Raw genomic sequence first — 17800 nt, 5'->3', positions numbered from 1 at the left:
TCAGCGCTTGTCGATGGCGCGGATGGTCTGCTCGATGTTTTCCTTCTCGCCTTCGGTGAAGCGCAGCTTGACCGGATACCAGTCGCGCGCCGGCGCCAGCCAGACCGACAGGGTCTGGTCGCGGCCGTCGTCGAGCGGCTCGCGCGTCAGCATGACCGTCTCCAGTTCGCCCAGGCCGGTGCGCAGCTTCTCGCGCCTGACCACCTTGAAGGTCCAGGTCTCGGCATCGCGGCGGCCGGCCACGAAGAAGGGCCAGGAGGTACCGGGCTTGAACTTGTCGCCGGCGGCGCGCGCCACGGCGGCCAGCTGCCAGGTGACCGACACGCGGTCCTGCTCGCCGCCCTTGAGCGCATAGGTCTTCTGGCTTTCCGAGAAGCGCAAGGTCTTGCTGTCGCGCTCGAAGGTGGTGGTGGTCGGGTCCTTGCGCAGGCGCTTTTCCCAGAACTCGCCCGGCGCCAGCCCGAAGGCGTCGACCGTGCCTTCGCTGCGGTCCTCGGTGATGGTGCCCAGCACCGGCACGCGCGACTCGGCCTTCACGCTGTATTTGCCGCCGCCCGCGCGCCAGGTGATCAAGGCATCGCCCTTGAGCGAGAAGCCGCGCTGGCGCGCGCTCAGGTCGTAGCTCAGGTCGGCCGAGGGCGGCAGCTCGAACGGACGCTTGAGCGCCGGATGGGAAGGCGCCGCATCCTGGGCGCCGGCGCCGAGGCTGGACGCCAGCAACAGCATGGCGGTGGCGCGTCGAATCGTGTGCATGTGCATATCAGGTTCCTGGTCGGTGCGAAACGATATTATTCACGGTTTGCGTCGTCACCGCACCGCTCGCTTCAGTATTGCGAATTTGTACGGGCAGCCAGCCGTGGGCCGGCGCCAGCCAGATATCCAGGCGCGACTTGTACGAGCCCGGTTTGGGGGGACGGGTCAGGCGCCAGGTCTGCAGGCGGCCCAGCCTGGTGTCGATCTCTTCCTGCCCCGCCACCTGGAAGCGGAACACGCTGGCGTCGCGGTCCTCCCCCACCAGGATATCGATGTCGCCATCGAGCTGTTTGGGGTCGCCGCGCGCGATCGCCGCCAGCTGCAGCGGAATGCTGGCCTTGTCCTGGGCGCCCGGCGCCAGCGGATAGGTCGCCTGGGACGCCGAAAAGCTGATCTTGTTCCCTTCCCAGTCGAAGTGGGTGGCAGTGAGGGAGCGCCCGCGCCGCTTTTCCGTCATCCTGACCGGCATGAAGCCGGCCGCGCCCAGCCTGCCCTCGCTGGTGAGCACCACCAGGTTCACGCGCGCGAACACCACGCGGATCCCGGCTTCGATATTGATGCGGTAGGCCTCCTGGCCGAGCTGCCACGACAGCACGGCTTCGCCCGACCAGCGGGTGCCGTCGGCATCCACGCGCGCGACGTCGAGCCGGATATCGCTGGACGGCGGCATGTCGACCGCGTAGCGCCGCGGCTCGGGGCCTGGCGCCGGCGCCGGTGTGCCTGCTGGCGGCGCTGCGGCCGGCGCCGGAGCGGTCTCTCGTGCGGGAGCCGCCTCGGCGGGCGCCGGCGGCGTGTCCGGGGTGTCGCCCGCTTGCGGCGCGGGCATGCCGAGTTCGGCCGGCAGCGGAGGGATCTCCGGCAAGGGCGGCGGGGCCAGTTTCGGAACGGGCGGCGGCGCGGGTGCGGGCGGCGCGGCGGACGGCGCCGAAGGCAGCAGCTGGGCCAGCATGGAAGTCGGGCCGCCGCTGCCGGCGGCGAACTGGCGCGACGGGTCCAGGTGCACTTCCAGCAGGCGCAAGGCCATCCAGTGCAGCAGCACGACCAGGGTGCCGAGCACCAGGGCCCGGCGCCGTTGGCGGAAGAACGAAGAACTCATGCCGCTAGTGTAGCGTGCCGGAGGCGCCCCCGCTTCCGCTGGCGTGCACGGTGGGACGAGACGCCGGCCGTGGCCGGACTGTTAGTTATCTGCTACGCTAGGCAGACCAACCTACGGAGACCACCATGCTCAAGCCTCCCATGCCCAACGTGGCCGGAATGACCGATACGCTGGAATTCGTCAAGAATCTCTGGGGCAGCATGAACATCCCCGGCGTGACCGTGCCGGGCATGTCGGGCAGCACCCTGTCGACCGATGAGCTGGACAAGAAGATCGCCGACCTGAGGGCGGTCGAATCCTGGCTGAACCTGAATATCGGCATGCTTCGCGGCACGATCCAGGCGCTGGAGGTACAGCGCGGCACCCTCGCCACCCTGAAGTCGATGAGCGAAAGCATGGCCCAGGCCATGGGCAAGGCCGGCAATGGCGACACGATGGCGCCTTTCGCCCAGTTCTTCAGCCAGGCGGCGCAGGCTGCCCCCGCCCCTTCCGCACCGCCACCGCAGCAACAAGCGCAAGCGCCCCAGCAAGAACAGCCCCCGGGCGCGGCCATGCCGGCAGCGGTCGCGTGGTGGAACTTGCTCCAAGACCAATTCCGCCAAGCCGTGGCGAGCGCCATGCCCGCCGATGGCGGCGCCGGCAAGGAAGGCGGCTCGCCGCTCGACGTCTCGGGCGGCGCGCCGCAATCCGGCAATGGAAGCGGCGCAGGCGCCGATGGCGCGCCCAACGGCGATTCCGCACCGGGCCGGGGCGCACGCTCTGCACGCAATAAGGCCGACAAGCCTTGAGCCGGCGCATGCGCGCCCGATCCCTCGCTTGACCTGAACGGTGGCGCCCGCGCGCCAGCCGTGCTGAACTATCCGGGCGGACCGGTCCGCCCTGCTGCGCCCGGCCGCGCCCCGCCGCGCCTCCTCCATCGCAGCCCGGCTTTTCAGCAGGATCTTGCCGGAGCGCGCATGAAACCCGCTGATTTTTCCAGCCTCACACCGGCCCAGGTGGCCGACTTGCGCCGCAAGCTCGACGCGGCCGGCTGCCGTCCTCCCGCCGAGGCGGCGTCGCTGGCCGAGCTGGGCGACGCCATCGCGCGCCTGCGCCGGCGCCACGGCCTGCTGCCCGGGGACGGACTCGACGCCGCCACCCTGCGCTGCCTCGACGGCTGCGCCGGCGCCGTGTTCGGCCAGGTTTTCGAAGACGAACTCGATCTGCTCCGTCCGGGCGCCCGGCAAGCCTCGTCTTCTCCCTGCCCGCCCGATACCAGCCAGCTGCTGGGCCGCGCCCACGGGAGCCAGCTGGTGGGGCTGGCCCTGTCCGGCGGCGGGGTGCGCAGCGCCACTTTCGGCCTGGGGGTGCTGCAGGCCCTGGCCGCCCGCCAGCTGCTGCGCCGGGTCGACTACCTGTCCACGGTTTCGGGGGGCGGCTTCATCGGCGGCTGGCTGTCGCGCTGCATCCATGCGCATGCGGGCGACATGGCCGCGGTCGAGGCCATGCTGGCCCCCAGCGCCGGCAGCGCCGAGGCGCCGGCGGTGCGCTTCCTGCGCCAGTACAGCAATTACCTGTCGCCGCGCGGCGGCATGTTCAGCGCCGACACCTGGACCCTGATCGGCACCTATGTGCGCAATACGGGCCTCAACCTGGCCATGCTGGTGGCCTGGCTGTGCGCCCTGCTGCTGCTGCCGCGCGCCTGCGTCTGGGCGGTGCACCGCGTGGTCGCGCCGGAAGGGCCGTGGGCGCACCTGGCCGATGTCGCCTGGATCCTCGCGGTGCTGCTGTTCCTGGGCGCGGTGTTCTGCATCGCGCTGTCGATCTCCAGCAAGCCCGAAAGCTCGCGCGGGCTGCGCCGCTTCCCCCTGTCGCAGGGCGCGGTCCTGTGGTGCATCAACCTGCCGCTGCTGCTGGCCGGCTTCCTCGGCAGCGTGGGCCTGTGGCCGCACGGCGGCGAGCTGCACGCCTGGCACGGCATGCTGCCCGCGGCCCTGCGCGAGCGCTGGGGATGGCTGCTGGCGCCGGGCCTGGTCTACTTCATCGTCTGGGCCTGCGGCTGGTACCTGGCGCACGACCGCGCCAGCGCCTACCGGCGCGCCGGCTACACGCTGTGCGCGGCGGGCGCCTGCGTGGTGGCGCTGCTGCTGCTGGAGGCGGGGCGCAGCTTCGCGCCCGGGGTGCCGCTGTTCTCCGGCGCCGCGCTGGAGCCGCTGGTGCAGGCGCTGTGGGGCCTGGCGACCCTGCTGCCGCTGGCGGCGGCCGGGCTGGCGCTGGACGCGGGCCTGGGCAGCGAGCGGCCGCTGCGCGACCTCACCCGCGCCGAGCTGGGCGAAGGCCTGTCGCACTTCCTGTGCGCGATGGGCGCCCTCACCCTCGGCACCCTGCTGCTGCTCGGCGGCCTCGCCCTGCTGCCCGAACCGGCCACCCATCCGGTACTGAACAACGCCATCGCCCTGACCAGCTTCGGCATGCCGCTGATGATGGCCCTGTTCGCGGGCACCACGACCCTGATGATCGGCCTGATCGGCCGCCTGTACAGCGACGCCAGCCGCGAATGGTGGAGCCGCCAGGGCGCCTGGACCACGATCTTCGCGCTCACCTGGCTGGCGGCCTTCGGCGTCAGCTTCTTCTTCGCCCCGCTGCTGCACTGGGCCTGGCTGACCTACGAGCCCTGGTCCAACTTCGGCACCCTGCTCGGCTGGCTGGCGATGACGGCCTTCGGCCTGAAGGCCGGCAGCGGCTCATGGACTGGAACCAGTACCGGCATGCGCGCCCTGGGACCCTCGCGCCTGGAGCTGGCGGCGCGCCTGGCGCCCTATGTGTTCACGGTCGGGATCTTCGCCCTGCTGAGCGCCCTGGTGCAGGCCGTGGTGGCCTACCCCAGCGTGGATTGCCCGCATGCCCAACTGGCGTGCGTATACGCCGCCCACGCGCGCGCCACCCTGGCGACCGGCGGCGACACCCTGGCCCTGGCCTTCGCCGCCTTCCTCGGCGCCGCCCTGCTGCTCGGCTGGCGGGTCGACATCAACAAGTTCTCGCTCTACATGTTGTACCGCAACCGCGTGGTGCGCGCCTACTTCGGCGCCAGCAACCGCGCGCGCCGCCCGCATCCCTTCACCGGCTTCGATCCCGGCGACGACCTGCTGCTGGCGGAGCTGAGGACCCAGCGGCCCTACCCCATCATCAACACCTCGCTCAGCCTGGTGAGCGGCGAGGAACTGGCCTGGCGCACCCGGCGCGCGGCCTCGTTCGCATTCACGCCGCGCTGGTGCGGCTTCGAACTGCCGCCGCTGCCGGACGGCGCCCAGGCGCAACATGGCGAAGCCGCGCGCGGCTGCTACCGTCCCACCAGCCAGTACGCCTCGCGTTCCGGCGTGGGCACGGACGACGACGCCGGCGTGCGGCTCGGGATGGCGGTGGCGCTGTCGGGCGCCGCGGCCAGTCCCAACATGGGTGCGCATTCCTCGCCGCCGCTGAACTTCCTGATGACGATGTTCAATGTGCGGCTCGGGCGCTGGTGCCCGAACCCGCGCCGCTCCACCTGGACCAGCTCTTCGCCGCCGATCGGCCTGTTCAGCCTCCTGGCCGAGCTGTTCGGGATGACCAACACCAACGCCCGCTACGTCCACCTGTCCGACGGCGGCCACTTCGACAACCTCGGCATCTACGAACTGGTGCGGCGCCGCTGCCGCCTGGTGGTGGCGGTCGACGTGGCGAGCGACCGCGAGCTGGCCTTCGAGGACCTGGGCAACACGATCCGCCGCTGCGCCACCGACCTGCACGTGCGCATCGACCTCGACGTCTCGCGCCTCGACCTGAGGAAGGACAGCGGCTTGTGCGGCGCCAGCTGCGCGGCGGGCGTGATCCGCTACGGCCAGGCCGACTGCGGCGGGGTGGATGGCGTGCTCCTGTACATCAAGCCCGCCATCGTCGGCAACGAGAACGCCGACCTGCTCAACTACCGGCGCCTGCATCCGGACTATCCGCACCAGAGCACGGCGGACCAGTGGTTCGACGACGCCCAGTTCGAGAGCTACCGCGCGCTCGGGGAGCACGTGGCGGATTGCGCGCTGCGCGACGCGGCGCATGCGGCACGGCGCGGCGACGGCAGCCACGATATCGAGGTCTTGTGCGCGCAGCTGCTGCGCCGGCACGGGGCGGGTGTGGAAGCCCGCGGCGCCGGCGTGCACGCGGGCCGGGTGCGCGAGTCCTGCCGCTAGGCCGGCGCTTCGCTTGCGCTTTCTTCCGCAGCCGGCGCCGCGGCGCTGTCTTGCGCAGCGGGCGCCTCGGGTTCCGCCGGCTTGGGCAGCAGCTGCGTGAGCTGCTCCATCAGCTGCGCGAAGCGCTGCTGTCCCGGCTGCAGGTAGTCGACCCGCTCCAGGATGTCGTGCGCCTCGGCGTCGAGGTCGGGATCGTAGCCGCGCTGCTGCATGTGCGAGATCAGGATCTGCACCGCGTTGAACAGGATGCGTACATTGTTCGGCAGCGCCTTGCGCGCATTGCGCATCCATTCCACCGCTTCCGGCAGCTTGCCGGTCTTCCACAGCAGCACGCCCTGGTTCATCAGGTCGACCGCTTCCTTGCGCGCACCGCGCACCAGGGCCTCGCCCTCCTCGCCCATGCGCGCTTTTTCAAAGATCTGCTGCACTTCGTCCAGCAGCGTGGTGTTGTCGTGGTTGTTGCGCACCACGTAGCACAGCAGCTCGACCGGCGCGTCCTTGACGCCGACCGCGAACAGCAGGGTCGCCATCTCCAGGCAGGTGGCGGTGTCGGGCCGGGCCGGATTGTTCTGCAACAGCTCTTCCAGCTCGTCGCCGGCCTTGCGCGCGCGGCGGTAGTCGCCGCTCTCGTGGTAGACCAGGCCCTCGGTGATCTTGGCGCGCAGCTGCAGGTCTTCCTGGTCGGCGCCGAACTCGCGCTGGGCCGCGAGCAGCAGCTGCAGCGCCTCTTTCGGGTCGTTCTTCAGGCCGCAGACGCGGGCCAGGCCCAGGTAGGCGTCCGGGGTCTTGAGGATCGAGTACTCCCCGATCGCGATGCACTTGCGGAAGGCCTTCTCGGCCAGCGGCACGTTCCCCAGGCGCAGGCAGGCCTGGCCCAGCTTGCGCTGGCGCGGCACTGAATTCGGCGACAGCTTGGCCGCGCGTTCCAGGATCGCGGCCGCTTCCTCGTGCATGCCCAGGCCCTTGTAGCAGGCGGCCAGCTGGTCGTAGGCGTCGATGTAGTAGCGGTTCTCGGCGATCACGGTCTGGAACATCTGGCGCGCCTGCTCGAATTCGCCGTCCGCCAGGCGGATCTTGGCCAGGCCGGCGCGCGCCCACTGGTACTCGCGCTGGGCCAGCACGCGCTCGTAGGCTTCGCGCGCCTTGCCCGGCTCGCCGCTCTTTTCCATCAGGCGCGCCTTCATGCGCAGCAGTTCGATCTCGTGCACGCGGCTGGCGGCGATCTGCTCGTCGCACAGGCGCGCGGCGCGCAAATAGTCCTTCTCGGCATAGGCCTGGTCGATCAGGCGGAACACCTGCTTCTTGCGCCACACGCGGTTCAGGCGCGTGAGCAGCACGCCTTCGGTGATCGGCTTGACCAGGTAGGCGTCCGGCTGGTGCTCGGCCGCGCCCATCACCGACTCGACGCTCTTCTCGGCCGAGACCATCAGGAACACGCTCGAGGGCAGCAGCAGGTTGCGGATGCGGACTTCCTCCAGCACCTGCTGGCCGTTCTTGCCCTCGCCCAGGTTGTAGTCGCACAGCACCACGTCGTAGCGCAGCTTGTTCAGCAGGCCCATGGCCTCGCCGCCGCTGGAAGCCTGGTCGATGTTCCGGGCGCCCAGGCTGCGCAGGCTCTCGCGCAGCAGCTGGCGCACGCCGACGAAGTCGTCGACCACGAGGTAGTTCTTGGCGGCCCAGTCGACCTGGTCCATGACGGGGGCCGCCGCGGAGGAAGTGAGAATGGCGCTCATGGCAGGGTCAGGATGAAGCAGCCGCCGCCAAGCCGGCCGCCGTTCTCGAGGGCGACGCGGCCGTGGCGCTCGCGGTGGCGGTGCATCTTCGCCACCTCGCCGGAGAAGTACAGGCCCAGGCCGGCGCTGTTGGTCAGGAAGTTCACGCCGCTGGCATCGCTGGCGGGCGCGCCGCCGGCGTCCAGCAGCGCCTTGGGGAAACCGGCGCCATTGTCCTCGACGCGGATCTCGAGCATGCCGTCGACCTCGCGCAGCGCCAGGCGGATGCGGTCGCGCGTGTAGTGCACGGCGTTGTTGATGGCGTGCGAGACCACGCCGACGATCAGGTCCTCGTCGAAGTGCCAGATCAGCTCGGGATCGACGTCGAGTTCGAGCGCGATGCCGCGCGATTCCAGCAGCACGCGCTCCAGCGCCACCACCTGCTCGACCAGCTGGCCGACCTCGAGCGGCTGCACGTCGAAGGGATATTCCGGCTTGCCGACCCGCTTGTACAAGGCCAGCAGCTGCATCAGGTTGTCGTTCAGGCGGCGCGTCTGGTACAGCATCTGCGCCATTTGCGGGTAGGCCTTTTCGGTATCGGGCGAGGCCGCGTCGAGCAGGCGTTCGAGCGTGCCGGACAGGACACTGATCGAATTCTTCATGTCGTGCGCGGTGGACGCGAGAAACATGAACAGCTCGTTTGAATGTTGTGTTTCTTCCATCCCTGCAGCCCGAGAAAAGTTACCAGCAGTAAATTATACCTGCGTAAAGTTGACAATTTCCTAGACGGAGTTTTCTATTGCGACAAAGCAACAGAATATTGATCAGTCGATAAGGGGTACACGGCTGCTGCGGCGGGCGCGCAGCACGAAGCGCGCCGGATCGAGCGCGTCGACCAGGTTCATCTCGAGCGGCAGCGGCTCGCCTTCCAGCTGGGCGGCGAGCAATTCGGCCGCCAGCGGCGCCCAGATCAGGCCGCGCGAGGCATAGCCCAGCAGCGCATGCAGGCCGGGGTGGCGCGGCACGTCGCGCAGGCGCTCGGTGCTGCCGGCGGAGGCGAAATCCGGCAGCCGGCCGACCAGCGGCAGGCGGTCCGGCGCCACGCAGCGGAAGCCGACGCGGCCCAGGAGCGGCGCATCCAGCGCCGCCTGCGGGTCGGACACCAGGGCGCGCATGCGCGCCAGGTTCTCTTCGTGGCTGGCTGCGCGCAGCTGCGGGTCGCTGTCGAGATCGTAGGTCGCGCCCGCGCAGACGATGCCGTTCGCGGCGGGCGTCAGGTAGGCCTCGCGGCACAGCACCAGCGGCAGCGCCGGCGCCTGGCCGGCGTCGAGGTGGCTCACCTGCCCGCGCAGCAGGGAGATCGGCAGCGCGGCCGCCTGCGGCAGCTGGAGCGCGCCGGCGCCGTTGGCCAGCACCACCGTGGGCGCCCGGCCCAGCTCCGCACCGTCCTTCCTGCGCGCGATCCATTCCTCGCCGGCGCGTTCCAGACTGACGCTGCCCACGCCGAAACGCTGTTGCAAACCCGCGCCGCAGGCGGCCAGCATGGTCTCGCAGACGCTGCCCGGCCTTGCCCACCCGCCCTGCGGGAACAGCCAGCCGCCATCCGGCGCCGGCAGTCCGAGCAGGGCTTCGGCCGGTCCGGGTTCCAGCCAGCGCGCGAATGCGGGCGGCAGCGTCCCTTCGGCCGCGAGCGCGCGCGACACGGCCGCGTGCCCGGGATCGCGCGCCAGCTGCAGCACGCCGCAGGCCTGGCCTTCGATCGCGCGGCCGACGCCGCCCAGCTGTTCCCACTGGCGCAGCGCGTACAGGTAGGCGGCGCGGGTCAGGCGCGTGGGGATGTTGTCGTCGCGCGAGAGCAGCGGCATGAAGATGCCGGCCAGGTTGCCCGAGGCTTCCATCGCCGGGCGCGGATGGCGCTCCAGCAGCGTCACCTGCCAGCCGCGCGCGCACAGGCGCCAGGCGGCGCTCGACCCCGCCAGCCCGGCGCCGATCACCAGCGCGCGGCGCTCGGGCGTGGGCGTTGCCGGCAGGCGCGGCTTGCGGCTCGCGAACACGGCCTGGTCGCCGTCGAACACGAAGCCCTGCTGCTGGAGCGCGCGCCGCTGCTCCTCATCCAGGCCGGACGTCGCAAGGCGCGCGCCGAGCGCGGCGAGGCGCGCCAGCGGACGCGCGAAGGCGGCGCCGGGCGCGCTGACGCGGTGCAGGCGGATGGCATCCAGGCTCGCCGACAGCTGGGCCAGGGCCGCATCCAGCGGCGCCGCCAGCAAGTCCAGGCTCAGGCCCGCTTCGTCCTGCGGTATGCGATGAAAGCCCGGCATCAGTCCATCGGCCAGCGCCACCACGTGCAGCCTGGCCGGGCGCTGGGGATCGGCGCGCCATGCATCGAACAGCGCGCGCACGGCGGCGCCGTCGCCATAGTCGGAGTCGAAAACGGTATAGCGCTCGCGGCCGCGCCAGTGGTCGTGCATCAGCGCTTGTTCCGATTGGTCCTGCAGAAGCAGCGCGGATCGTGGTCGTCCACCATGCCGATGCCCTGCATGTAGGCGTAGATGATGGTCGAGCCGACGAACTTGAAGCCGCGCTTGCCCAGGTCTTTCGAAATGCGGTCCGACAGTTCGGTGCGTGCGGGACGCTGGCCGTCGGCGAAGTCGTTGACGATCGGCTGGCCGCCGACGAAGCCCCACAGGTAGCTGTCGAGCGTGTGGCCCTGCTCGCGCATCGCCAGGTAGGCCCTGGCATTGCTGATCGCCGCCGCCACCTTGAGGCGGTTGCGCACGATGCCGGGGTTGGCCAGCAGCTCGGCCACCTTGTCCTCGCCGTAGGCCGCGATCTTGCCCGCGTCCCAGCCGTCGAAGGCCGCGCGGTAGCTGTCGCGCTTGTTCAGGATGGTCTCCCACGACAGGCCGGCCTGCGCGCCCTCGAGGTTGAGCATCTCGAACAGCGTGGTCTCGTCGTGGCAGGGCACACCCCACTCGCGGTCGTGGTAGGCGAGGTAGCGCGGATTGGCCGGATTGGCCCAGGAGCAGCGGATCGTGGTCATCGCGGAAGTATAAATCAGGCGGCTTTGGAGCTGGCCGCTTCCTCGGCCCGGAACACCTGCGCCAGCTCATCGACGCCACGCCGGATGTCGGCCGGCCCGACCGCGGAAAATCCCAGCACCAGGCCGGGCGTCACCGCGCATTCCGGCCCTGCGGCGCCGTTGGCGTAGTAATCCAGTGGCCGCAGTTCGATGCCCGCGGCCAGCGCCGCCTGCGCGACCCGCGCTTCGTCGGGCAGCCGGCCGTCGCGGCCGGGCTTGAAGTGCGCGCAGACGTCGAGGCCCGCGTCGGACGGCCCGCAGCGCAGCCTGTCGCCAAGGCGGTCTTCGAGCGCGTCGAGCAGGGTTTCGCGGCGCTCGCCATAGGCGTCGCGCGTGCGCCGGATATGGCGCGCGAAATGGCCTTCGGCGATGAAGTCGGCCAGCACCGCCTGCGGCACGATGGCGCTGTGGCGGTCCACCACCGCCTTGGCGCGCGCCAGCGGTTCCGCCAGCGCCGGTGGCGCAACCACGTAGCCGAGGCGCAGGCCGGGGAACAGCACCTTCGAGAAGGTGCCTACATAAACCACGCAGCCGGCGCGGTCCAGGCCCTGGAGCGATGCCAGCGGCGGCCCGGTGTAGCGGTATTCGCTGTCGTAGTCGTCCTCGATGATCCAGGCCTTGTTATCCGTGGCCCAGCGCAGCAGGTCGAGGCGGCGCGCCAGGCTCATGGTCGTGCCGAGGGGCAGCTGGTGCGAAGGCGTCGCGAACACCATGCGCGCGTCCGGATAATGCTGCGCCGCGTAGGCCACGTCCATGCCTTCCGCGGTCACCGGCACCGTGCACAGGCGCGCGCCGGCCACCGCCAGCGGCGCGTACGCGCCCTGGTAGCCGGGCGACTCCACCCACACGCCGTCGCCCGGCGCCAGCAGCAGCTGCGCCAGCAGGAACAGGGCTTGCTGCGAGCCGGAGGTGATCACGACCTGGCCAGGCGTGCACTCGACGCCGCGCGACGCGCGCAGGTAGGCGCACAGCAGCTCGCGCAAGGGAGCGTGGCCGGAGGGCTCGCTGTAGCCCAGGTGCGGGCCGGGGCGGCGCAGCTGGCGCATCTCGAGCTTGCGCCAGACGTCGAAGGGAAACAGGTCCAGCCCCGGCATGCTGGGGCGGAAGGCGCGCACCGGGCCGTCGTGGCTGCGCACCCGCGCCATCGCCGCCGCGATCGCGGCGCCGCGTTCGGGCAGCGGCCGCAGCAGGCCCGGCGCCGGCTTCTCCTGGCGCGCGAGCGGCAATGCTGCGTCCACGAACGTCCCCTGCCCCACGCCTCCGCGCAGGTAGCCCTCGGCAGTCAGCTGCTCGTAGGCGGCCAGCACGGTCTGGCGCGACACGCCCAGCAGGCGGCACAGGTCGCGCGTGGCCGGCAGGCGGGCGCCCGGCGCCAGGGCGCCGCGCAGGATGGCGTCCTTGAGCCGGCTGTACAGCTGGCGAAACAGCGGAACCGCGCCGCCACGGTCGAGCGGCGCGCTGGCGATGAGGTCGTGGATATGCATGCTATGCGCAGAAGATTGGTACGCCCATCTTCGCTGGAATTGGCACTTTGAGCAAGCCAAGTGGAGGTCCTACCATAGGCTTGTTTTCACACAGGAGGTTCGATGAAGTCGATGGAATTCAGCGCCCGGGTGGCCTGGCAGCGCGCCGGCCAGCCCTTTCTCGACCAGCGCTACAGCCGCGCCCACGCCTGGTCCTTCGATGGCGGCCTGACGGTGCCGGCCTCGTCCTCGCCGCTGTCGGTGCCGCTGCCGATGTCGGACCCGGCCGCCGTCGATCCGGAGGAAGCCGTGGTCGCGGCGGCCTCGAGCTGTCACATGCTGTTCTTCCTGTCGATCGCGGCCAGGCGCGGCCACGTGATCGACAGCTACGAAGACCAGGCAATCGGCCTGCTGGACAAGGACGCGGACGGACGCGCCGCGCTGGTGCGCATCGCCCTGCGCCCGCGCATCGGCTTCGCCGGGCCGCAGCCCGATGCGGAAGAACTTGCGCACATCCACCATCTCGCGCACGCGCAGTGCTATGTGGCCAACTCGCTGAAATGCGAGGTGGTCGTGGAGGCGCGCTGATGTACATCGCCGCCCGCCACCGGCAGGACCGCATCGAGGCCATGCACGAGCTGATGGCCACCCATTCGCTCGGCATGCTGGTCACCCTGGACGAGGGCTTGCCGGATGCCGACCACCTGCCCTTCGAGTTCGTCGCCGACGACGCGCACGGCCCGCATGGCGTCCTGCGGGCCCACGTGGCGCGCGCCAATCCGGTGTGGCGCCGCGACGGCCAGCAGGTGCTGGTCGCCTTCCGCGGCCCTGCCGGCTACATCACGCCGGACCCGGTCGAAAAGGTGGAAACGCAGGGCCGCGTGGTGCCGACCTGGAACTACCACGTGGTGCACGTGCACGGGCGCCTGCGCGCCATCGAGGACCCGGCCTGGCTGCTGGCCCAGGTCGCACGCCAGACCGACCGCCAGGAAAGCGTGCTGCCGCAGCCGTGGAGCGTCGATGATGCGCCGCGCGCTTTCATCGACGGCATGCTCAAGGCCATCGTCGGCATCGAGATCGCGATCGAGCGGATCGAAGGGAAATGGAAGGGAAGCGCGCCGGCGGCACGCTGAGCAAGGAAAACGCCGCGCACCGAAAGGCGCGCGGCGCAGGAATTACTTGTTGCCGCTGTCGGTCTTGCCGGTGGCGCCGGAATGGCCGGTAGCGGTGCGGCCCTGCGTCGAGATCATTTCCTCGGCCGATTTCAGGTGCTGCTCGACGACCGGGGTCATCTTGGTGGCCAGCGCCTTGACGTCCGGATCCTTGACCGCGCTCATGCTCTTCTTCAGCTTGGCGTGGGTGGCCTTGTGGTCGGCCCGGCCCGACTGCTTGGTGTAGGCGCGGTCGAAGGCGTCTCCGCTGAGTTTTTCGAGCATGGCCGCCTTGGCCTTGTGCTTGGCGTCGAGTTCGGTCGGCAGGGTCACGCCCTTGGTCTGGGCCAGGCTCTGGACTTCCGTCTGGGCCTTGGTGTGGTCGTCGATCATCTGCTGGGCGAAGGCCTTCACTTCCTGGTTCTGGCTCTTGCTCAGCGCCAGCTTCGCGGTTTCGATCTCAGCCATGTTGGACAGGGCCATGTCGGTCAGGGCCTTCTTGTCGGCCTTGGTCAGCTTGGCCGCTGCGTCCGCCTTGGCGCCGGCTGCGGCGGCAGCGGTGGCGGGAGCGGTGGCGCCCGACTGGGTGGTGGCGGTGCTCGAGCTGCCGACCTGGCCGCTGCGGTCTTCCATACCCTGGCTGTTGGTGTTCCCGACGGTGCCGTCATTGGCCGCCTTGCCGGTCAGGTTCGGATTGCCTTGCGAGCCGTGCTGGCTCATCTGCTGGGCGCTCTGGGCGCTGTTCTGCGCCTGCACGCCGAAGGAACCGAGCATGGCTGCCACTGCCGATACCGCCAGCAGGCTTTTGAGGACCTGTTTCTTTTGCATGATTGTTCTCCTGTTCCTGAAATGAGTGGGGCTGGTGCGCAGGCCCGGCTGCTTCGTTCTGGTTGTCAACTACGCAAGATCGGGCCGCAGGTGAGTGTATCGCCGGGTGGGTGTGTGGAGCGCGCGGTAGCCTGCGTGCAAGGGGTTTGTGGTGTGCGTGCACAACTTGGATCCCCGCCTTCGCGCACTGGTGTCCGGGATAATTCGATATCTCTTCATTGAAGTGTTTCCAGCTGTCCTGATGCCAACGTTCGGATTCGCCGCGGGCGCGTTCGAACGGGCAGATCGATGACGGGAGGCTCGAACAAGGTTGCCCGGATCAGGCCCAGGCAATGCCAGAGCGTGTGTTCAAGCCGAAGTGTCTGCTTGTACAAGGCAACCAGCAGGTAAGCGATCAGGGCTGTCGCGACCTGGATACGTACGGCGTTGTAGGTGCGCCCCAGGAATGCTTTGATCTTCAGGTGCTGCTTGATCCACTTGAAAAACAGCTCGATTTCCCAGCGTTCCTTGTAATACTGCCCGATCTCAAGGGCACTACTTTCGAAATCGTTGGTGATCAGGATAAGGGGCGTGGACTTGTCAGGTCGAATGATCGTGACACGACGCAGGGGTTTTCCATACTGGTTGACGCGCTTGCCGCCTGGGTACTTGTTCTTGAAACTGACGACCTCGTCACGCAGGACGATTCCCTCGGTCTCACTGGAAATGGCGAAGTCCATTTCCGACACCAGGCTGGCATTGCTTTTCAATCGCGTCACGAAGCGTGCCCCTGCCGCATCGATCTGCGCCCACCAGTTGTAATCGCAGTAGCCTTTGTCGAACACATACAAGGTATCGCGTTGCAACGGCACTTGTTTGGCTTGGGTGACATCGTTGACGTTGGGCGCGCTGAAATCGTGCCAGAGCGGTGCCTGCGATGCGGTACCGAACAGGGCATGCAGCTTGATGCCTTGCGTGTTGCGGTTGCGATTGTTCAGTGTCCAGGAATCGAAGTCGCGCCCCTTGAGCGTGATTGACGTCGAATCGAGCAAGCACATCAGCTCTTTCGCATCGTGGCGCAGCTTGCGCGACACTTTGCTCATCAACCACGCAGCAATTTCCTCGAACACGGCACTGGAGCGATCCCTGTTTGCATCGCCAAGGGTGCTACGGTGAATAGGGCAGGTCTGCAATCGGTCGTGATGCATTAAAGCCCAGTTCCAGTGCGCGCAGGCTCGACGCGCTGCTCAGCTGCGCATACACCATTGCCAGCAATTGGTCCCAAGCATAAAAGGTCTTGCAATACTTATCGGCATGATGTTGCTCAACGCACCGATTGAACACGGCACGTGGCAACCCCTTTAAAACAGCGTGGAAAGTGGTTATCGTAGACATGGTTGCGGGTTTTGGTTTCATGAGCGTCGAAACTCGGGTTTTACAACCCAAAACCTTTACCCGCAACCCCTCTTCGTACGCCTCCCCGTAGCTCATCAACAAATTATCCCGGACAGCAGTGCGCCTTCGCGGGGATGACGTTTACACGTACGTGTCCGAAGTCTTCAGCAGTTTGCGCTTTGCACACCCAAACAACGTCGTCCCGGCGAAGGCCGGGCCCCAAGTTCGCCGAGCAGCCATAAAAGTAAAAAAGCCAGTCCGTACAGGACTGGCTTTCACCATTACCCCAAGCGTTCAGCGAAACCGCAACGCCCCCGTCAAATCCCCCGGCGGTCTCGCCCCACGCTCCGCGAACGCCGCATTGCGCGCCGCCAGTCCCTCCAGCAGCGGCAGCCCGTGCAAGCGCGTAATGAAACGCAAGATCGAGGTCGTATCGTAGAAGTTATGATCCACCGCCCCGCGCTTGGCATGCGGCGACACGATGATCGCCGGCACCCGCGAGCCCGGCCCCCAGCGGTCGCCCTTGGGCGGCGCCACGTGGTCCCACCAGCCGCCGTTCTCATCGAAGGTGATCACCACCACCATGTCCTTCCATTGCGGCGATTTCTTCAGGTGCTCGATCACGTTGGCCACGTGCTGGTCGCCCGACTCGACGTCCGAGTAGCCCGCATGCAGGTTCAGGTTGCCTTGCGGCTTGTAGAAGGCCACGGCCGGCAGCGTGCCCGCCACCACGTCGGCCAGGAATTTGTTCGAGATCGGGCTGTCGCCCAGGCCGCCGTCGCGCAGGTGCTGCTGGCGCGCTTTGGTGCCCGGCGCGAACTGCCGAAAATAGTTGAAGGGCTGGTGGTGATACTGGAAGTTCGGCTTCTGCCCCGCACCGCGGCCATCCAGCGCGGCCTGCTGCCCGCCGCCATACCAGGTCCAGCTCACGCCGCGCTCGGAAAGCAGGTCGCCGATCGTCTTGTAGGTCTGCGGCGGCAGCACCGCCGGGTCCTGTGGGTCGGCGTGCAGCGGATCGCCGCCCTGCGCCGGGCGCACCCAGCTCGGCTGGTAAGGCGGCGCCATGGTGTTGACAGCATAGCCGTCCGGCGTGATCGGACCGGCGTGCACGTACTTTGGTTTACCCTCCAGCGCCGACTTGGGCGCATCCGGCGCGATCGCCAGGCGATAACCGGCCGGGCCGTCTTCCAGCACGGCGATCTTGGACTTGGCCGGGGTCGACGCGGCGTTGAAGTATTCCGGCGTGCGGCCGCTGATCAGGAACTGGTGGTTCAGGTAGGAACCGCCGAAAGCCGCCATGAAGAAGTTGTCGCACAGGGTGAACTCGCGCGCGATCTGCCACAGGCCCAGGTTCTTCTGCGTCTCGCCGTAATAGCCCATCACCATCGCGCCGGCGTCCGACCAGGCCGCGAAGCCGTCGTTCTTGCCGCCGTTGATCTGCATCTGGTTCTGGTAGAACTGGTGCACCAGGTCGCGCGTGACGATGCTCTCGGGCAGGGGATTGCCCTCGCCATCGCTGAGCTTGAAGGGCGCGTTCGGCAGATTGGCCAGCTGCTCTTCCTTGATCAGGTAGTCCTTGCCGCCGATGTTCTGGCGGCCCGGCACCATGCCGCCCCAGATCTTCGGCAGCGAAGGCAGCACCGAACCGTCACGGTCGCGCTGCAGCGCGGCCTCCGCCGGCAAGGCCGGCAAAGGCGAGGCCAGGCCGGGGAAATCGGCGAACAGGTTGTTGAAGCTGCGGTTCTCCAGGTAGATCACGACCACGTTCTTGACCTGCGCCTTCAGCTTGGCGTCGAGCGAACCCTTGACGGCCGGCGCGGCGGCGCGCGCGGGCGCGGCCTGGGCCACGGCAGGCAGGGCCGAACCCAGCCCGGCGGCGGCCGCAGCCTGGAAGATGCGCCTGCGCGCGGGATTGTCCGGCTGGGCAGCGGCGTCCTGCGCCCCCTGCTCCTTCTTGTGGTCGTGCATGGTTTCTCCTCTTGCTGCGGCCATGAGCAAGGCGGCCGCCAAAGCAGCGATTATCCGCGTACTTTACAAAAGGAAACAAGAAGAAAGGAGCTGATCCGTCAAACGCCTGTCACATTTGAACGGCACAATGCACCTGCTCTCAGGGAAGGGGCACGGCGGCGCAAGCCGCCCTAC

The 17800-nt window shown here is 68.6% G+C and carries 15 protein-coding genes; 4 read left to right on the top strand and 11 right to left on the bottom strand.

The window, feature by feature from the left end; all coding sequences use genetic code 11:
* Positions 1 to 753 carry a DUF3108 domain-containing protein gene (locus tag KBW95_RS12010; RefSeq protein ID WP_229429703.1) on the bottom strand — a complete coding sequence of 251 codons (753 nt, stop codon included), beginning with the start codon at positions 751 to 753 and terminating at the stop codon, positions 1 to 3.
* A 7-nt stretch (positions 754 to 760) separates the two neighbouring features.
* Complete coding sequence (locus KBW95_RS12005; RefSeq protein WP_211526956.1) at positions 761 to 1849, bottom strand: DUF3108 domain-containing protein; 1089 nt, start codon at positions 1847 to 1849, stop codon at positions 761 to 763.
* A gap of 125 nt (positions 1850 to 1974) precedes the next feature.
* Between KBW95_RS12005 and KBW95_RS12000 the strand changes: the two genes are divergently transcribed.
* The gene (locus KBW95_RS12000; RefSeq protein WP_211526955.1) at positions 1975 to 2637 is read left to right on the top strand and encodes a PhaM family polyhydroxyalkanoate granule multifunctional regulatory protein; all 663 of its coding nucleotides are present in this window, start codon (positions 1975 to 1977) and stop codon (positions 2635 to 2637) included.
* Positions 2638 to 2805: 168 nt separating this feature from the next.
* Entirely contained in the window at positions 2806 to 6051 is a 3246-nt protein-coding gene (locus KBW95_RS11995; RefSeq protein ID WP_211526954.1) for a patatin-like phospholipase family protein, read from the top strand.
* On the opposite strand, the gene KBW95_RS11990 is transcribed toward KBW95_RS11995, so the two are convergent.
* The 5 genes from KBW95_RS11990 to KBW95_RS11970 form a co-directional block, all read right to left on the bottom strand.
* On the bottom strand, positions 6048 to 7784 hold the full coding sequence (locus KBW95_RS11990) for a tetratricopeptide repeat-containing response regulator (RefSeq protein ID WP_211526953.1): 1737 nt from the start codon (positions 7782 to 7784) through the stop codon (positions 6048 to 6050). The genes KBW95_RS11995 and KBW95_RS11990 overlap by 4 nt on opposite strands.
* A complete protein-coding gene (locus KBW95_RS11985; protein WP_211526952.1) occupies positions 7781 to 8485 on the bottom strand; it encodes a sensor histidine kinase KdpD in 705 nt (234 codons plus the stop codon). Before KBW95_RS11985 ends, KBW95_RS11990 begins: the two co-directional genes overlap by 4 nt.
* Before the next feature lie 102 nt (positions 8486 to 8587).
* Positions 8588 to 10231 (bottom strand): FAD-dependent 5-carboxymethylaminomethyl-2-thiouridine(34) oxidoreductase MnmC, encoded by a 1644-nt coding sequence (gene mnmC / locus KBW95_RS11980; RefSeq protein ID WP_211528342.1) that lies wholly within the window; start codon positions 10229 to 10231, stop codon positions 8588 to 8590.
* Entirely contained in the window at positions 10231 to 10803 is a 573-nt protein-coding gene (locus KBW95_RS11975) for a DNA-3-methyladenine glycosylase I (RefSeq protein WP_211528341.1), read from the bottom strand. The genes mnmC and KBW95_RS11975 overlap by 1 nt, the downstream gene beginning before the upstream one ends.
* A 14-nt stretch (positions 10804 to 10817) precedes the next feature.
* Positions 10818 to 12326: a PLP-dependent aminotransferase family protein gene (locus KBW95_RS11970; protein ID WP_211528340.1), complete on the bottom strand. Its 1509-nt coding sequence runs from the start codon at positions 12324 to 12326 to the stop codon at positions 10818 to 10820.
* A gap of 111 nt (positions 12327 to 12437) precedes the next feature.
* Between KBW95_RS11970 and KBW95_RS11965 the strand changes: the two genes are divergently transcribed.
* Together KBW95_RS11965 and KBW95_RS11960 are read left to right on the top strand one after the other, a co-directional pair.
* Positions 12438 to 12893 (top strand): OsmC family protein, encoded by a 456-nt coding sequence (locus KBW95_RS11965; protein ID WP_211528364.1) that lies wholly within the window; start codon positions 12438 to 12440, stop codon positions 12891 to 12893.
* Positions 12893 to 13438, top strand: coding sequence for an FMN-binding negative transcriptional regulator (locus KBW95_RS11960; protein ID WP_211526948.1), 546 nt, complete (start codon positions 12893 to 12895; stop codon positions 13436 to 13438). Before KBW95_RS11965 ends, KBW95_RS11960 begins: the two co-directional genes overlap by 1 nt.
* Positions 13439 to 13480: 42 nt before the next feature.
* On the opposite strand, the gene KBW95_RS11955 is transcribed toward KBW95_RS11960, so the two are convergent.
* The 4 genes from KBW95_RS11955 to KBW95_RS11940 all read right to left on the bottom strand — a co-directional run bounded on the left by KBW95_RS11955 (position 13481) and on the right by KBW95_RS11940 (position 17626).
* Positions 13481 to 14284 carry a DUF4142 domain-containing protein gene (locus tag KBW95_RS11955; protein ID WP_211526947.1) on the bottom strand — a complete coding sequence of 268 codons (804 nt, stop codon included), beginning with the start codon at positions 14282 to 14284 and terminating at the stop codon, positions 13481 to 13483.
* Positions 14285 to 14499: 215 nt separating this feature from the next.
* Positions 14500 to 15471, bottom strand: a complete 972-nt coding sequence (locus KBW95_RS11950; protein ID WP_211528339.1) for an IS4 family transposase — start codon at positions 15469 to 15471, stop codon at positions 14500 to 14502.
* Complete coding sequence (locus tag KBW95_RS24870) at positions 15431 to 15658, bottom strand: DUF4372 domain-containing protein (protein WP_373888792.1); 228 nt, start codon at positions 15656 to 15658, stop codon at positions 15431 to 15433. Before KBW95_RS24870 ends, KBW95_RS11950 begins: the two co-directional genes overlap by 41 nt.
* A 294-nt stretch (positions 15659 to 15952) precedes the next feature.
* A complete protein-coding gene (locus KBW95_RS11940; protein WP_211528337.1) occupies positions 15953 to 17626 on the bottom strand; it encodes an acid phosphatase in 1674 nt (557 codons plus the stop codon).
* Positions 17627 to 17800: the final 174 nt, after the last annotated feature.

Source organism: Massilia sp. ZL223, assembly GCF_018119395.1.
In the GTDB taxonomy this organism is placed as follows: Bacteria; Pseudomonadota; Gammaproteobacteria; order Burkholderiales; family Burkholderiaceae_D; genus Telluria.
Note: the sequence above shows the minus strand (reverse complement) of the source record. Positions and strands in the feature narration are given on the sequence as shown.

Coding starts and splice junctions, on each gene's coding strand:
- KBW95_RS12010 (WP_229429703.1), bottom strand. CDS start 753: ATGCACACGATTCGACGCGCCACCGCCATGCTGTTGCTGGCGTCCAGC.
- KBW95_RS12005 (WP_211526956.1), bottom strand. CDS start 1,849: ATGAGTTCTTCGTTCTTCCGCCAACGGCGCCGGGCCCTGGTGCTCGGC.
- KBW95_RS12000 (WP_211526955.1), top strand. CDS start 1,975: ATGCTCAAGCCTCCCATGCCCAACGTGGCCGGAATGACCGATACGCTG.
- KBW95_RS11995 (WP_211526954.1), top strand. CDS start 2,806: ATGAAACCCGCTGATTTTTCCAGCCTCACACCGGCCCAGGTGGCCGAC.
- KBW95_RS11990 (WP_211526953.1), bottom strand. CDS start 7,784: ATGAGCGCCATTCTCACTTCCTCCGCGGCGGCCCCCGTCATGGACCAG.
- KBW95_RS11985 (WP_211526952.1), bottom strand. CDS start 8,485: ATGGAAGAAACACAACATTCAAACGAGCTGTTCATGTTTCTCGCGTCC.
- mnmC (WP_211528342.1), bottom strand. CDS start 10,231: ATGCACGACCACTGGCGCGGCCGCGAGCGCTATACCGTTTTCGACTCC.
- KBW95_RS11975 (WP_211528341.1), bottom strand. CDS start 10,803: ATGACCACGATCCGCTGCTCCTGGGCCAATCCGGCCAATCCGCGCTAC.
- KBW95_RS11970 (WP_211528340.1), bottom strand. CDS start 12,326: ATGCATATCCACGACCTCATCGCCAGCGCGCCGCTCGACCGTGGCGGC.
- KBW95_RS11965 (WP_211528364.1), top strand. CDS start 12,438: ATGGAATTCAGCGCCCGGGTGGCCTGGCAGCGCGCCGGCCAGCCCTTT.
- KBW95_RS11960 (WP_211526948.1), top strand. CDS start 12,893: ATGTACATCGCCGCCCGCCACCGGCAGGACCGCATCGAGGCCATGCAC.
- KBW95_RS11955 (WP_211526947.1), bottom strand. CDS start 14,284: ATGCAAAAGAAACAGGTCCTCAAAAGCCTGCTGGCGGTATCGGCAGTG.
- KBW95_RS11950 (WP_211528339.1), bottom strand. CDS start 15,471: ATGCATCACGACCGATTGCAGACCTGCCCTATTCACCGTAGCACCCTT.
- KBW95_RS24870 (WP_373888792.1), bottom strand. CDS start 15,658: ATGTCTACGATAACCACTTTCCACGCTGTTTTAAAGGGGTTGCCACGT.
- KBW95_RS11940 (WP_211528337.1), bottom strand. CDS start 17,626: ATGCACGACCACAAGAAGGAGCAGGGGGCGCAGGACGCCGCTGCCCAG.